12 protein-coding genes are annotated in these 14,871 nt (G+C 66.8%); 11 read left to right on the top strand and 1 reads right to left on the bottom strand.

Translation table 11 applies throughout. The annotated features are described in order from the left end of the window. Nucleotides 1–145 precede the first annotated feature (145 nt). From G0A00_RS13935 to G0A00_RS13905, 7 genes are all read left to right on the top strand, one after another. A complete protein-coding gene (locus tag G0A00_RS13935) occupies nt 146–1,390 on the top strand; it encodes an ABC transporter substrate-binding protein (RefSeq protein ID WP_164180572.1) in 1,245 nt (414 codons plus the stop codon). Nucleotides 1,391–1,477: 87 nt separating this feature from the next. After that, nucleotides 1,478–2,350 carry a carbohydrate ABC transporter permease gene (locus tag G0A00_RS13930; RefSeq protein ID WP_066111233.1) on the top strand — a complete coding sequence of 291 codons (873 nt, stop codon included), beginning with the start codon at nt 1,478–1,480 and terminating at the stop codon, nt 2,348–2,350. Continuing rightward, entirely contained in the window at nt 2,343–3,248 is a 906-nt protein-coding gene (locus G0A00_RS13925) for a carbohydrate ABC transporter permease (protein WP_224901407.1), read from the top strand. The genes G0A00_RS13930 and G0A00_RS13925 overlap by 8 nt, the downstream gene beginning before the upstream one ends. A 5-nt stretch (nt 3,249–3,253) precedes the next feature. Continuing rightward, nucleotides 3,254–4,351 carry an ABC transporter ATP-binding protein gene (locus G0A00_RS13920; protein ID WP_164180570.1) on the top strand — a complete coding sequence of 366 codons (1,098 nt, stop codon included), beginning with the start codon at nt 3,254–3,256 and terminating at the stop codon, nt 4,349–4,351. A 255-nt stretch (nt 4,352–4,606) separates the two neighbouring features. Further along, nucleotides 4,607–5,746 carry an isochorismate synthase MenF gene (locus tag G0A00_RS13915; protein ID WP_164214211.1) on the top strand — a complete coding sequence of 380 codons (1,140 nt, stop codon included), beginning with the start codon at nt 4,607–4,609 and terminating at the stop codon, nt 5,744–5,746. Between the two features lie 19 nt (nt 5,747–5,765). Continuing rightward, entirely contained in the window at nt 5,766–6,413 is a 648-nt protein-coding gene (locus tag G0A00_RS13910; protein WP_164185438.1) for an isochorismatase family protein, read from the top strand. Between the two features lie 454 nt (nt 6,414–6,867). Then, on the top strand, nt 6,868–8,580 hold the full coding sequence (locus tag G0A00_RS13905) for a type I secretion protein (protein WP_164185440.1): 1,713 nt from the start codon (nt 6,868–6,870) through the stop codon (nt 8,578–8,580). A gap of 33 nt (nt 8,581–8,613) precedes the next feature. Here the strand turns inward: G0A00_RS13905 and G0A00_RS13900 are convergent, their stop codons facing one another. Beyond that, nucleotides 8,614–9,576, bottom strand: coding sequence for a GlxA family transcriptional regulator (locus tag G0A00_RS13900; protein WP_368667704.1), 963 nt, complete (start codon nt 9,574–9,576; stop codon nt 8,614–8,616). Between the two features lie 112 nt (nt 9,577–9,688). Here G0A00_RS13900 and G0A00_RS13895 point away from each other — a divergent pair, with 112 nt between their 5' ends. Genes G0A00_RS13895 through G0A00_RS13880 form a run of 4 tightly spaced genes read left to right on the top strand, consistent with a single transcriptional unit; the run spans nt 9,689 to nt 14,761 of the window. Further along, a complete protein-coding gene (locus G0A00_RS13895) occupies nt 9,689–10,969 on the top strand; it encodes a sarcosine oxidase subunit beta family protein (RefSeq protein ID WP_164185441.1) in 1,281 nt (426 codons plus the stop codon). Between the two features lie 9 nt (nt 10,970–10,978). Further along, entirely contained in the window at nt 10,979–11,269 is a 291-nt protein-coding gene (locus G0A00_RS13890; protein ID WP_164185442.1) for a sarcosine oxidase subunit delta, read from the top strand. Next, nucleotides 11,266–14,211, top strand: a complete 2,946-nt coding sequence (locus tag G0A00_RS13885; protein WP_164185443.1) for a sarcosine oxidase subunit alpha family protein — start codon at nt 11,266–11,268, stop codon at nt 14,209–14,211. The genes G0A00_RS13890 and G0A00_RS13885 overlap by 4 nt, the downstream gene beginning before the upstream one ends. Then, nucleotides 14,204–14,761 (top strand): sarcosine oxidase subunit gamma, encoded by a 558-nt coding sequence (locus G0A00_RS13880; RefSeq protein ID WP_164185444.1) that lies wholly within the window; start codon nt 14,204–14,206, stop codon nt 14,759–14,761. Before G0A00_RS13885 ends, G0A00_RS13880 begins: the two co-directional genes overlap by 8 nt. Nucleotides 14,762–14,871: the final 110 nt, after the last annotated feature.

Raw genomic sequence — 14,871 nt, 5'->3', positions numbered from 1 at the left:
TAACAGGCTGTAACAGATCGCCGCTCTTTTAGCGCCATCACCGTCGCGGCAGCCTGTCTACACCCTTGCGAAGGCGACGGCCAGCGGCGCAGGATTTGAGCCATAGCTGCCCCGGGGAGGGGCAGGACCAAGGGAGGACTACCTGATGAAATTCACCGCTAAGGCGGCAATCTCTGCCGCTGCCCTGTCGATTGCGGGCGCAGCCTATGCCGAGCCGCAGGCCGAAGTTCTGCACTGGTGGACCGCGGGCGGCGAAGCCAAGGCCGTGGCCGTGCTGCAGCAGGAATTTTCGGACCAGGGCGGCACCTGGACCGACATGCCGGTCGCGGGCGGCGGCGGCGATGCCGCGATGACCGCGCTGCGCGCCCGCGTGCTGTCGGGCAACGCGCCCACCGCCGTGCAGCTGAAAGGCCCGGCGATCCAGGAATGGTACGAAGAAGGCGTGCTGGCGGATATCTCGTCGGTGGCCGAAGAGCAGGGCTGGGCCGACGTGCTGCCCGCGCAGATCGCCGAGCACATGAAGTGCGAAGGCAGCTGGTGCGCGGCGCCGGTCAACGTGCACCGCGTCGATTGGATCTGGGCCAATAAATCCGTGCTCGAAGACAATGGCATCGAGATGCCGACCACCTGGGACGAGTTCAACGCCGCGGCCGAGAAGCTGCAGGCGGCGGGCGTGATCCCGCTGGCGCACGGCGGCCAATCCTGGCAGGACGCGACCGTGTTCGAGACCGTCGTTCTTGGCCTTGGCGGCCCCGAGTTCTTCCAGAAGGCGCTGGTCGATCTCGATCAGGACGCGCTGACCTCGGACACGATGGTGCAGGTGTTTGACCAGATGCGCACCCTGCGCGGCTTTGTGGATGACAACTTCTCGGGCCGTGACTGGAACCTCGCCACTGCCATGGTGATGAACGGCGAAGCCGCCTTCCAGATCATGGGTGACTGGGCCAAGGGCGAGTTTCTGGCCGCTGGCAAAGTGCCCGGCGAGGATTTCCTCTGCGCCTCCACGCCGGGTGATGGCTTCCTCTACAACGTCGACAGCTTCGCCATGTTCGAAGTGGACGGCGACGACAAGAAAGCCGGTCAGAACCTGCTGGCAGAGCTGATCGTCGGGCCGAACTTCCAGAAGGTGTTCAACCTCAACAAAGGCTCGATCCCGGTGCGCACCGACGTGTCGCTCGACGAGTTCGACGAATGCGCGGTGAAATCCTCCGAGGACATGAACGCCGCGGCTGAGAATGGCGCGCTGCTGCCGTCCTACGCCCATGGCATGGCGCTGCGCGGTGCGCAGTCCGGCGCGATCACCGACGTGGTGACGGCGCATTTCAACTCGGACATGAGCTCCGAGGACGCGGTGCAGATGCTCGCCGACGCTGTCGCGAACTCCATGTAACCGTCCCCGGTCTCGGGCTTAACGTCTCTGACCAAACTCACGCGGGCCCGTCTCCGATCCGGGGCGGGCCCGTCATAGGAGAACACCATGGCCAAATGGTTCGAAACCCATTTGCCGAAGATCGTGCTGGCGCCCAGCTTCATCGCGGTCCTGATTTTCGTCTACGGTTTTATCGGCTGGACCGCATGGGTGTCGCTCACCCGCTCCAAGCTGCTGCCCAAATACGAAATCGACGGCTTCATCCAATACGAACGGCTTTTCGCCTCGCCGCGCTGGGACACGGCGATGGACAACCTCTACATCTTCGGGGGCATGTTCATCGTGATCTCGATGCTGCTGGGGCTGATCCTCGCGATCCTGCTCGACCAGCAGATCCGCGTCGAAGGCGCGATCCGCACCATCTACCTCTACCCGATGGCGCTTTCGATGATCGTCACCGGTACCGCGTGGAAATGGATCCTCAACCCCGGTCTCGGGGTGCAGGCCATGGTGCAGGGCTGGGGCTTTGAGAACTTCAAGTTCGACTGGCTGGTGAACCCCGACATGGCCATCTACACGGTGGTGATGGCGGCGATCTGGCAAAGCTCGGGCTTCGTCATGGCGCTTTTCCTCGCGGGGCTGCGCTCGGTCGACACCGAGATCATCCGCGCCGCGCAGATCGACGGCATTCCGACGTGGCGCGTCTATACCGCGATCATCATTCCCTCGATGGCGCCGATCTTTCTGTCGGCCTTCATCGTGCTGGCGCACCTTGCCATCAAGAGCTTTGACCTCGTCATCGCGCTGACCGGCGGCGGCCCCGGCTATGCCACCGATCTTCCGGCCACCTACATGTACGCCATGGCGTTCTCGCGTGGCGACGTGGGGCAGGCGGCAAGCTCGGCGATGATCATGATGATGGTGATCTTCATCATCGTGGTGCCCTATCTCTACTCCGAACTGAGGGCGAAAAATGACTGATGTCTCGACAACGCCCGCCGCAGGCGCGGCCCGCCGACAGGGCGCGGGCATGAAGACCGCGCTGCGCTGGGGCCTCTATGTCATCCTCGGGCTCTTCGCGATCTACTACCTGATGCCGCTCTTCGTGATGCTGACCACCTCGCTCAAAAGCCTCGAGGAGATCCGCACCGGCGATCTCGTGGCGCTGCCGCGGGAGGTCACCTTTGACGCATGGGCCAAGGCATGGTCCGGCGCCTGCACCGGCATCCAATGCGAGGGCGTGCGGCCCTACTTCTGGAACTCGGTGCTGATCGCGGTGCCGGGCGTGCTGATCTCGACCCTGCTGGGCGCGGTGAACGGCTATGTGATCGCGCAATGGCGCTTCAAGGGCGCCAACATCATCTTCGCGCTGATGCTCTTTGGCTGCTTCATCCCGTTCCAGGTGGTGCTGCTGCCCATGGCGCGGCTGCTGGGTCTGCTCGGCATCGCGGGCACCATTCCGGGGCTGATCTTCGTGCACGTGATCTACGGGCTCGGGTTCACCACGCTTTTCTTCCGCAACTACTACGTCACGATCCCGCAAGAGCTGGTGAAGGCGGCCAAGGTCGACGGCGCGGGCTTCCTGCGCATCTTCTGGTCGATCTTCCTGCCGCTCAGCATTCCGATCGTCGTGGTCAGCGTGATCTGGCAGTTCACCCAGATCTGGAATGACTTCCTGTTCGGTGTGTCCTTCAGCTCGGCTGGCACCCAGCCGGTGACCGTGGCGCTCAACAACATCGTCAATTCGACCACCGGCGTGAAGGAATACAACGTCGACATGGCTGCCGCGATCATCGCCGCGCTGCCGACGCTCCTCGTCTATGTCGTTGCCGGCAAATATTTCATCCGCGGCCTGACCGCCGGATCCGTCAAAGGATGATCCCCATGGCTCCCATTCTCGACATCCAGAACCTCTATAAGAACTACGGCGCGACCGAGGTCCTCAAGGACATCAACGTGTCGATCGAACCGGGCGATTTCCTCGTGCTGGTCGGCCCCTCGGGCTGCGGCAAGTCCACGCTGCTGAACTGCATCGCCGGGCTGGAGCCGATCTCGGGCGGCACGCTGAAGATCGGCGGCGAGGACATGACCCATGTCTCGCCCAAGGACCGCGACATCGCCATGGTGTTCCAGTCCTACGCGCTCTACCCGACCATGAGCGTCGCCAAGAACATCACCTTCGGCATGAAGGTGCGCGGCGTCGATCAGGCCACGCAAGAGCAGAAGCTCGCCGAGGTGGCCCGCCAGCTGCAGATCGAGCCGCTGCTCAAGCGCCGTCCCGGCCAGCTTTCCGGCGGCCAGCGGCAGCGTGTGGCCATGGGCCGGGCGCTGGTGCGCGATCCCAAGCTGTTCCTTTTCGATGAGCCGCTGTCGAACCTCGACGCCAAGCTGCGGGTCGAGATGCGCACCGAGATCAAATCGCTGCACCAACGCCTCGGCGCGTCGATGGTCTATGTGACGCACGACCAGATCGAGGCGATGACGCTGGCCACCAAGATCGTCGTCATGAAGGGCGGCATCATCCAGCAGATCGGCACCCCGGCGGAGATCTACAACCAGCCCGCCAACCTCTTTGTCGCCGATTTCATGGGCTCGCCCGCGATGAACCTGATCCCGGCCAAGGCGCAGGCGGGCGGCAATGGCACGCAGATCGAGATCGCCCGCGATGGCGCGGCACCCATCGTGCTGACCGATCCCGGCGCGGCGGGTCTGCCCGAGGATGTGATCCTCGGCCTGCGGCCCGAGGACATCTCGGAGCCGGGCTTCCGCAGCGGTGCGGCGGTGCAGCAGGCCGAGTGCCGTGTCGAGATCGTCGAGCCCGCGGGCGCCGACACCTATGTGATGACCACGCTGGGCGGCAAACAGGTGACCGCACGTCTGCACGCCGAGACCGAGGCCAAGCCGGGCAGCGCCCATACCTTCGCCTTCGATCTGGGCAAGGTTTCCTACTTCAATCCGGGCACCGGCGAGCGTATCGCCTGACCCCGCGTTCAGCGCTGAACCAAAGGCCTCCCGCGTGATCGTGGGGGGCCTTTTCCTGTCGTGCGGCGTGTCCCGAATGGGGCGGGCGGAAGACCGGATTGCGGAATGTCGCGCAGGCACGGTAATTCCCGACTTATTTACTTGCCTACTCCCTTCCTGATTGCGTACCACGCCCGCGGCAGCCAAGCGGCTCTCTTCGAGTCGGTCAGCCTCCACGCCACCCAGATCCGTAACGGTCATGATGGAGGAGGACTGATGACGCGCCCTCTCACGCATTTCGACACTCGTCCCGAGCTGCCCGGCCCGGGCCTTGCCTTTCTGAGCGGTCGCGACACGCGCATCGCGCGCGGCCCACTGCGGCCCGTGCCGCGCGGCGATGCGGCCAGCCTTGGCGCACGGCTGGCACCGGCGCTGGCGGCGCTGCCGCAGGGCGGGATGATCGGCGGGGCGCTGCCGTTCGACCGGGCGGCGGAGGATTGTCTCTGGAGCGCCGAGGCGCAGGGCGGGCACCTGCCTGTGGGCGCACCCGCGCCAACGGGCCAACTGCGCCTGACCCCGGAGCCGCAGGCGCGGGATTATGCCGCGGCGGTCGCCGCCGCGCTGGCCGAGATGCAGGCCAAGCCCGCGCTCGAAAAGGTCGTGCTGGCCCGAACCTTGAGGCTTGAAAGTATGCTTCCTATCGACCGCGCCGGATTGCTCGCCCGGCTCGCCGTAGATCCGGCGGTCACCGCCTTTGATGTGGCGCTGCCCGGCGGGCGGCACCTTGTGGGGGGCACGCCCGAGCTGCTGCTGGACAAGCGCGGCGCGGATATCCTCTCGCACCCGCTGGCCGGCTCGGCACGCCGTAGCACCGATGCCCGCGAGGACCGTGCCGCCGCCGAGGCGCTGGCAGGATCCGAGAAGGACCAGCGCGAGCATGCGCTGGTGGTCGAGTTCATCCTCGACACGCTGGCCCCGCTCTGCAGCACCCTTGGCGCGCCCGAGGGCACCTGCATCACTTCGACGGGCAGCATGTGGCACCTTGGTACGCGCATCGCGGGACGGCTGCGCGACAAGGATCAGCCCGCGCCCGTGCTGGCCGCCTGTCTGCACCCGACCCCCGCGGTCTGCGGCTTGCCGCGCGATCCCGCGGCCGAGCTGATCCGCCAGCTTGAGCCGGTGCAGCGTGACTTCTACGCCGGGGCGGTGGGTTGGTGCGACGCCCGCGGCGACGGGGCGTGGCATGTGGCGATCCGCTGCGCCGAGCTGCGGGGGACGCACGCGCGGCTCTACGCTGGGGCCGGGATCGTGCCCGGCTCGGACCCCGACAGCGAGACCCGTGAGACCGGCGCCAAATTCGGCGCCATGCTGAGCGCCTTCGGCCTCGCGCCGGATGCCGCCCTCAACCTGACCTGACACTGAAAGACTGACCACGATGGCCCTGCCCGGAATTGCCCCCTATCCGCTTCCCACCGTCGCCGAGCTGCCCGCGGCCCGCGCGCCTTTTGCGCCGGAGCGCGATCGCCTTGCCCTGCTGGTGCACGACATGCAGCGGTATTTCTGCGCGCCATACCCCGACGATGCTCCGCTGCGCCCGGCGGTGGCCAATATCGCCCAGCTGATCGCGGGGGCGCGCGCGGCGGGCATCCCGGTGTTCTACACCGCGCAGAAGGGCAATCAGTTTCGGCCCGACCGGGGTCTGCAGGCGGACCTCTGGGGGCCGGGCATGGCGGCAAAACCCGAACATGAGGCGATCCTTCCCGATCTTGCGCCCGCGCTGGACGACATCGTTCTGGTCAAACACCGCTACAGCGCCTTCCAGCGCTCCAACCTCGAGACGCTGCTGCGCGCGCGCGGCCGAGATCAGCTGATGATCACCGGGATCTACGCCCATATCGGCTGTCTGTGCACCGCGACCGAGGCCTTCCAGCGCGACATCGAGCCCTTTGCCGTGGCCGACGCGCAGGCCGATTTCGACCGCGCGAAACACGATATGGCCATGCAGTGGATCGCCGCCACCTGCGGCGGCGTCACCTCGACCGGGCAGATGCTGGAGGCCATTGGGGTCAGTGCCGCGGCCTGACGCCAGCCCCTGCAAAGCCGGACGGCAGCCCGTGCCATAGGCGCGGGCTGGCAGAGACCTGCGCATGCGGTGATCCCGGTGCAATCACGCTTGCAGGATCGGATTGAGCAAACTACCCTAGATTGAAGGGCGCCGTGGGGTTTTGCGCCTTTTCAGCTTAGTAGAAAATAGCTTTTCTAAATCACGACGGTGCCGCAGATTTTGCGGCCTTTCTACGCATACACGCAAAACGAGCGACCATTCGGCCTCCCTCTGACATGGGGACCGGCGCTTTCGGCGTGCCTGCCCGTCTGTTTGCCCGTCTGCCGGGCCTGTGTCCGATCCGCGGCCTCGCTGGCTGATCGGTTCGAGCGAGTTTTCCCCGGTTTTCCTGAACTTCGCTGACCGTGCGCGGCCTGCGGCACCTTGGTGCCGCTCAGGGCCTGTCTGCGGGGCGGCTTGCCCGGAGAATGCCATGGCCGACAGTCTGCCCCTTGCCCTCGCGGCCACCGGCGCGCCCGTCGGCGCAGCGCTGTTCGGAGGCAATATCCTCGCGCCGCGCGGCGAGATGACCGGCACGGGGTCCTATGCCGAAGCGGTCTCGCAGCTTGGGGTCACGGGCCTGCGCTATCCCGGGGGGTCGCTGACCGAGTATTATTTCGATCTGGCCGATCCCGATGCGACGCTGGCAAGCCATGCGATGACCGGCGCGGAAACCGCCTTTATCCCGCTGTCGGAGTTCATCGTCTACGCTGCCCAGACCGGCCACGCGGTGACCATCGTGCTGCCGACCCGCGACCAGCTTTCGGATGTGCGAGACGAGACCGGCAACCGCCTGCCGGATATCGACGAGGAGGTGCTGCGCGACTTCGTGCATGATCTCGCGTCGGGCGGCTACGGCGCGGCAGAGATTGCGGCGCTGGAGATCGGCAACGAATACTGGGGCTCGGGCGAGATGACGGCGGTGGAATACGGTCGCCTCGCCGCGGACATGGCCGAGATCATCGCCGACGAACTGGCGCTGGTGGCCGAGGTGCAGGGGATCGACACCTCGGGCATCCGCGTTTTGGCGCAGATGGGGCAGAACTACGGGTTCTCGAACCTTTCCGAAAGCTACGAGGGATGGGACGCCGAAGAGGTCATCGCCGATCTGACAGCGCTCTACCCCAATGCCGGGCTGAGCGAGGCCAACATCCGTGGCAGCGGCGAGGTCAACTGGTCCGAGGTGACCAACGCCTTGGTGCAGATGGGGTTCGAGACCGAGGCGGAGCGCGATGCGCTCGACGGGATCGTCACCCATGTCTACGCCCGAGGGACAGACGCCAGCCGATCCTATGCGCTCGACACCATCCAGAACACATGGCTCGAGCACGCGGGGTTCGAGCACCTCGAGATCCATGTCACAGAGTGGAACCTCAAGTCGACGCAGGGCCTCGACCGTGTAAGCGACTACGGGCTGTTTCAGGCGCAGGAGATGCTGCAGATCGTCGAGGAGTTCATCCTCGCCGGGGTCGATCAGGCGCATGTCTGGCCGCTGATCCAGAACACCGCCAATGCCCTGTCGACCGGGTTTACCTTCGAGGCCGCCACGGTGCCCGGCGAGATGTTTGCCATGATGGCCAATGCGCTGCCCGGTAAGACCTTGTTGGATTTCGTGCCCAGCGATGACGACACCGAAACCGAAGCAGGGCCGGTGACAGTGCATGCCTTTGCCGGGTCGGGCGAGATGGTGCTCTATCTGATGTCGCAAAGCGATGCGGCGAGCGTGTCGGATCTCGATCTGTCGGGGCTGGTGAGCGGTTTCGGCGCGATGGAAATCACCGTGCTTGGCGTGGCCGAGGGGGAGGCCGTTGGAGACACCGGCTCTGTGCCCGATGTGCAGAGGCTCAATGCCGAAGAGGTCTATGCGGATGGCGTGCTCGAGGTCGATCTGGACCCGCGCGAGATCATGCAGGTGGTGATCCGCGCCCTGCAGCCAAGCGAGGCCTTCGCGCCCGTGCTGGCCGAGATCGACGGCACCGCGGCGGAGGAGAGTGAAGCGGCGGTCTCCCTCGACATGTTGCTGCCGGAGACGCCGGTGGAGGAAGACGCGCCCGAGCCGGAGGAAGAGGAGGGCGATGCGGGCGGCTGGGGCAGTTTTGGCATGATGCTCGCGCTGCTGCCGCTGGCCGGGCTTTTGGGGTTCTGAGCGCCAAGGGTCCGACCCCGCCCCAAGGCGGGACTAGCCACGGGCAGCCTTGCGCCGCGCGGCCGGGCCGCTGCCGAAACGGCGGCGGAAGGCGCGGCTGAACGGGCTGCGCTCGCCAAAGCCGGTGGCCTGCGCGATGGCGTCGATGCCAAGGCTCGAGCGGCGCAGGATCTCATCCGCCTTGTCCAGCCGCAGCCCACGGTAGAAGGCCATCACGCTTTGCCCCAGTTGCGCCCGGGACAGCCGTTCGAGCTGCCGCGCGCTGACCCCGCTGAGCTTGGCGAGATCCTCTAGCGTCAGCGGGTCGGCGATATGGCTGCTCATGAGGTCGAGCATCGCCTCAAGCGCCGGGTGGGTGACCCCAAGGCTGCGCGCGGGGCTTTGCTGCTGCGGCGCCTCGGCGCTGCGAATGCCGGTATGGATGAACCAGTCGCTGACCGCGCGTGCCAGTTCGGCCCCATGCTCGGCGGTGATCAGCGCGTGCATCATGTCGAGCGGCGCCATGCCGCCCGCGCAGGTATAGCGGTCGCGGTCGATGACGAAGAGGCGGCGCTCGATCATCGCCTCGGGATAGAGGCTGCGCATCTCGTCCACATGCATCCAGTGGATGGTATAGCGCCGGTCCTGCATCACCCCGGCGGCGGCAAGCAGCGCGGCACCGCCCGAGATGCCCCCAAGCGGCACGCCCTGCCGGGCAAGACGGCGCAGCGCGGCGAGCGTGGCGGGATCGGTCGCCTGCATCGGATCGCCGCCCGAGACCACGAACAGCAGATCAAGCTGGCCCGGCATCTCGCTGAGGGGGCGCGTCTCGAAACCACCCAGCACCGAACTGCGCAGCAACCCACCTTCGGAGGAGAGAAAGATCAGCTCGTAAAGATCCCGTCCGCTCAGCAGGTTGGCGGCGCGCAGCGGCTCGACCGCCGAGGCCGCCGACATCAGCGCAAAATCGGGGGTGAAGAGAAAGCCGATGCGGCGGGCGGGGGATCTGCGGGACACGATGGCGCCAATTTCTGTCGTGGTATGTCCTGAAATGTCACAAATCCGGCTGCTATGGAACCGGATTTCGGCAGCACTCCTGTCATTTTGCAACGCAACAAGGAGTACGCGCATGAGATTCTCCGGCTCTAGATCGTCCGGCCCTAAATTCTCTGGCCTTCGCGTGATCAAGGAAGCCCTCACCGGCCACAGAGGCTGGAAACCGCTCTGGCGCGATCCCGAGCCGAAAGCGGCCTATGATTTCGTCATCGTGGGGGGCGGCGGTCACGGTCTGGCCACGGCCTTCTACCTCGCCAAGACCTTTGGGCAGGCGAAAGTGGCGGTGCTGGAAAAGGGCTGGCTTGGCTCTGGCAACATCGGGCGGAACACGACGATCATCCGCTCCAACTACCTGCTGCCGGGCAATGAGCCCTTCTACGAGTTCTCGATGAAGCTCTGGGAAAATCTCGAGCAGGAGACCAATTTCAACTCGATGGTCAGCCAGCGCGGGATCATCAACCTCTTTCATTCCGACGCGCAGCGCGATGCTTACCGGCGGCGGGGCAACGCCATGCGGCTGGCGGGGGCGGATGCCGAACTTCTGGGGCCGGAGGACCTGCGCGCGCGGCTGCCGTATCTGAACTTCGACAACGCGCGCTTCCCGATTAAGGGTGGGCTTCTGCAGGCCCGCGCCGGGACCGCGCGGCATGATGGTGTGGCTTGGGGCTATGCGCGTGGCGCGGATATGCGCGGCGTCGACATCATCCAGAACTGCGAGGTCACCGGGTTCCGCATCGAGGGCGGCGCGGTCAAGGGCGTCGAGACCTCTCGCGGCTACATCGGCGCGGGCAAGGTCGGCGTGGCAGTGGCGGGTTCGTCCAGCCGGGTGATGCAGATGGCCGGGATGCGCCTGCCGATCGAAAGCCACGTGCTGCAGGCCTTCGTGTCGGAGGGGCTGAAGCCGCTGATCGACACGGTGATCACCTTCGGCGCCGGGCATTTCTACATCAGCCAGTCCGACAAGGGCGGTCTGGTCTTCGGCGGCGACATCGACGGCTACAACTCCTATGCGCAGCGCGGCAATCTGCCGGTGGTCGAGGATGTGGCCGAGGGCGGCATGGCGCTGATGCCGATGATTGGACGGGCGCGACTGCTGCGCAGCTGGGGCGGCATCATGGACATGTCGATGGACGGCTCGCCGATCATCGACGCGACGCCGGTGGACGGGCTCTATCTCAACGCGGGTTGGTGCTACGGCGGTTTCAAGGCGACCCCGGCGTCGGGCTACGCCTTCGCCCATCTGCTGGCGACGGGCCGCCCGCATGAGACCGCCGGGGCCTTCCGCCTCGACCGTTTCGCGCGCGGCCATCTGATCGACGAAAAGGGCGCAGGCGCCCAGCCGAACCTGCATTGAGGTGACACGATGCTGATCCCGCACCCGCTTCTTGGCCTCCGCGACGCGCAGGAGTTCACCTATCTTGGCGACGCCGCGCTGCTGGATCGCCCCTCGCCCGACGGAGAGGGCGCGGAGGCGGCCTTTTGCGACTATGTCTTCCTGCGCGGCAACCCGGCGGGCGTTCATCGCGAGCTGTGGTTCCACGAGCAGGGCGACCGGTCTTGGCTGGTGGTGACCCGCAACACGCTGACCCATGAAATCATCAAGGCCGAACTGGCCTCGGACGTGGCGCTGGCGCGCAAGGGAGCCCAAGAATGACCCGCATCCCCGGTGGCCTGATCGACCGCAGCCAGACACTGACCTTCAGCTTCAACGGCAAAAGCTACACCGGCCACACCGGCGACACGCTGGCCTCGGCGCTGCTGGCCAATGGCGTGCGCCTCATGGGCCGCAGCTTCAAATATCACCGTCCGCGCGGCGTGGTCTCCGCGGGGTCCGAAGAGCCCAACGCCCTTGTCACCCTGCGGACCGGTGCCCGCGCCGAGCCCAACACCCGCGCCACCGTGGCCGAGCTTTATGACGGGCTGACAGCGCGCAGCCAGAACCACATCGGTCCGCTCGGTTTCGATGCGCTGGCGGTGAACGATCTGCTCTCGCCCTTCTTCGCGGCGGGCTTTTACTACAAGACCTTCATGTGGCCTCGCGCCTTCTGGGAGAAGCTCTACGAGCCGATGATCCGCCGCGCCGCGGGCCTTGGCGCGCTCTCGGGCGAGGCCGATCCCGACGCCTACGACCGCGCCTATCTGCATTGCGATCTGCTGGTCATCGGCGGCGGCGCGGCGGGTCTTGCCGCGGCGCTGACCGCCGGGCGGGCAGGCGCGCAGGTGGTGCTGGCCGATGAGGACTTCCGTCTCGGGGGGCGCCTTCTGGCCGAGAGCGATCCGCTGGACGGCGGCCCCGCAAGCGATTGGGTGGCTGAGGTTGAGGCCGAGTTGCGTGCGCTGCCGAATGTGCGCATCCTGACGCGGACCACCGTCTTCGGCACCTATGACCACGGCATTTTCGGCGCGGTCGAGCGGGTCGCCGACCATCTGCCCGAGCCCGGTGCGCGCGTGCGCCAGACGCTCTGGCGGATCACTGCAAAGCGCAGCGTGCTGGCGGCGGGCGCGACCGAGCGGCATATCCCCTTCGCCAGCAACGACCGACCGGGGATCATGCTCGCAGGCGCCATGCGCGCCTATGCCAACCGCTGGGCGGCGCTGCCGGTGGCGAAGCCGCAGGACCGGATCGCCATCTTCACCAGCACGGACGACGGCCACCGCACCGCGCTCGACCTCATCGCCAAAGGAGCCAAGGTCCTTGGTGTGATCGACCCGCGCGAGGATGCGCCGCGGCTCGGGGACTATCAGGTCTTTGCCGGGGCGCAGGTCACTGGCACGCGCGGGCGGCTGGGGCTGAGTTCGATCGAGATCACCCGCGATGGCCGCTCCGACTGGCTCGAATGCCACGCGCTTGGCGTTTCGGGAGGCTGGAACCCCAATGTGCATCTCGCCTCGCACCACCGTGGCCGCCCGGTGTGGAATGACGATTTGTTGGCCTTCGTGCCGGGCGAGGGCGGCCCTCAGGGCCTCATCCCCGCCGGTGCCTGCGCCGGACGTGGCACGACCGCTGCCGCGCTCGGGGACGGTGCGCGGGCGGCGCAGAAGGCCCTGTCGGATCTCGGCATCCGCGCGGCGCTTCCCCGCCTGCCCGAGGCCGAAGACCGGCCCCTGCGCCAGACGGCCTTCTGGCATGTGCCGGGCAAGGCGCGCGCTTGGGTGGATTTCCAGAACGACGTGACGGTGAAGGACATCGCGCTGGCGCATAAGGAAAACATGCGCCCGGTTGAGCATCTGAAGCGCTGGACCACGCTTGGCATGGCCACCGATCAGGGCAAGACGGCCAATGTCACCGCGCTGGCCGTTATGGCCGAGCTGACCGGCAAGGCGATCCCCGAGACCGGCACCACCATCTTCCGCCCGCCCTATACCGGCGTCTCGCTTTCGGTGCTTGGCGGGGGGGATACCGGCAAGGACTTCCGCCCGACGCGCCTGACCCCGACGCATCATTGGGCCAAGGCACAGGGCGCGGCTTTCGTCGAAGTTGGCCCATGGCTGCGCGCGCAATATTTCCCGCGTCCCGGCGAGACCCATTGGCGCGAAAGCGTCGACCGCGAGGCCAAGGCCGTGCGCAGCGCCGTCGGTCTCTGCGACGTGACCACGCTGGGCAAGATCGACGTGCAGGGGGCCGATGCTGGTGAGTTCCTGCACCGCATCTACGCCAATATGATGGGCACGCTGAAGGTCGGCAAGGTGCGCTACGGGCTGATGCTGCGCGAGGACGGGCATCTCTACGATGATGGCACCTGCGCGCGACTGGCCGAAGATCACTATGTGGTCACCACCACCACGGGCAACGCGGGCCTCGTCTATCGCAACATGGAGTTCGCGCGGCAGTGCCTCTGGCCGGATCTCGACGTGCAGATCATCTCGACCACCGACGCATGGGCGCAGATCGCCGTGGCCGGGCCGCGCTCGCGCGAGTTGCTGTCGCGGATCGTGGACGGGTTTGATCTGTCGAACGAAGCTTTCCCCTTCATGGCCTGCGCCGCGCTCACCATCTGCGGGGGGCTGCGCGCGCGGCTCTTCCGCATCTCCTTCTCGGGCGAGCTGGCCTATGAGATCGCCGTGCCCGCCCGCTATGGCCATGCGCTGATGCAGCGGCTGATGGAGCAGGGCGCGGACCTCGGCGTCACCCCCTATGGCACCGAGGCGCTCGGCGTGCTGCGCATCGAGAAGGGCCACGCGGCGGGCGCTGAACTCAACGGTCAGACCACGGCGGCGATGATCGGGCTGGGGATGATGGTGTCGAAGAAGAAGGACTCCATCGGTGCCGTCATGTCGCGGCGCGAGGGGCTCGCGGGCGACACCCGGCGGCTGGTCGGGCTGCAGCCGGTGGACCCAGAGGCCAAGGTCGTGCCGGGCGCGCATCTGTTCACCAAAGGCGCCGCGCAGGACATGGCCCATGATCAGGGTTGGATCACCTCGGCCTGTTTCTCGCCGCATGTGGGCAGTTCGATCGGTCTGGGGTTCCTCGAAGACGGGGACAGCCGCACCGGCGAGGTGATCCTTGCCGCCAACCCGCTCGAGGGCAGCAGCGCCGAGTTGCGCGTCGTCCCCGCGCATTTCATTGATCCCGAAGGAGAGCGTCTGCGTGGCTGATCTCATCCCCCTCACGGCGCTTGGTGCCGAGGCGCCGCGCCTCGCGAGCTTTGCGGCGCTCACCCTCACCGAACGCCCCGACATTGCCCTCGCTTCGCTTGCGCTGCGCAAGGGCGGCGCCGCGCCGCAGGTCTTCGGCCTCGCGCTGCCGGGACCGGGCGGCATGGTGACCTCGGACGGAACCGCCGCCTTCTGGACCGGGCCGGGTCAGTGGATGGTGATGGCGGACGGGCGTGCAGAGGAGGATTTCGCAGCAGCGATGTCCGCCGCCGCGCCCGGCTGCTCGGTCACCGAACAGACCGACGGCTGGGTCGCCATCGAGATCGACTGCCGCACGCCCATCGCTGCCGAGCGGCTTCTCGAGCGGCTGGTGAACCTGCCGCCAGAGGCATTGGCGCCGGGCCGGGCCACGCGCAGCATGCTGCACCATATGGCGGTTTACATGCTGCGGCCCTCCGAGACGCGGCTGCTGGTCTGGGGCATGCGCTCCGCTGCCGGCAGCCTCTGGCACGCGCTCGAAAGTGCCGCCGCCCGCCTCACAGCCGACTGAGCCGAAACCAGAATACCGCCGCAAGGCGGCCGATCAGACCGACCGGAGACCCCCATGTCCTCCTACGCCCTCACCGTGCAATGCCCCTCGACCCGCGGCATCGTCGCCGC

Origin of the sequence: Salipiger sp. PrR002, from assembly GCF_010500775.1 — a bacterium.
Classification (GTDB): Bacteria; Pseudomonadota; Alphaproteobacteria; order Rhodobacterales; family Rhodobacteraceae; genus Salipiger.
This window is presented reverse-complemented; position numbering and strand designations above follow the sequence as displayed.

Bases quoted from the DNA above. Each gene is read 5' to 3' on its own strand.
- G0A00_RS13935 (WP_164180572.1), top strand. From the start codon at position 146: ATGAAATTCACCGCTAAGGCGGCAATCTCTGCCGCTGCCCTGTCGATT.
- G0A00_RS13930 (WP_066111233.1), top strand. From the start codon at position 1,478: ATGGCCAAATGGTTCGAAACCCATTTGCCGAAGATCGTGCTGGCGCCC.
- G0A00_RS13925 (WP_224901407.1), top strand. From the start codon at position 2,343: ATGACTGATGTCTCGACAACGCCCGCCGCAGGCGCGGCCCGCCGACAG.
- G0A00_RS13920 (WP_164180570.1), top strand. From the start codon at position 3,254: ATGGCTCCCATTCTCGACATCCAGAACCTCTATAAGAACTACGGCGCG.
- G0A00_RS13915 (WP_164214211.1), top strand. From the start codon at position 4,607: ATGACGCGCCCTCTCACGCATTTCGACACTCGTCCCGAGCTGCCCGGC.
- G0A00_RS13910 (WP_164185438.1), top strand. From the start codon at position 5,766: ATGGCCCTGCCCGGAATTGCCCCCTATCCGCTTCCCACCGTCGCCGAG.
- G0A00_RS13905 (WP_164185440.1), top strand. From the start codon at position 6,868: ATGGCCGACAGTCTGCCCCTTGCCCTCGCGGCCACCGGCGCGCCCGTC.
- G0A00_RS13895 (WP_164185441.1), top strand. From the start codon at position 9,689: ATGAGATTCTCCGGCTCTAGATCGTCCGGCCCTAAATTCTCTGGCCTT.
- G0A00_RS13890 (WP_164185442.1), top strand. From the start codon at position 10,979: ATGCTGATCCCGCACCCGCTTCTTGGCCTCCGCGACGCGCAGGAGTTC.
- G0A00_RS13885 (WP_164185443.1), top strand. From the start codon at position 11,266: ATGACCCGCATCCCCGGTGGCCTGATCGACCGCAGCCAGACACTGACC.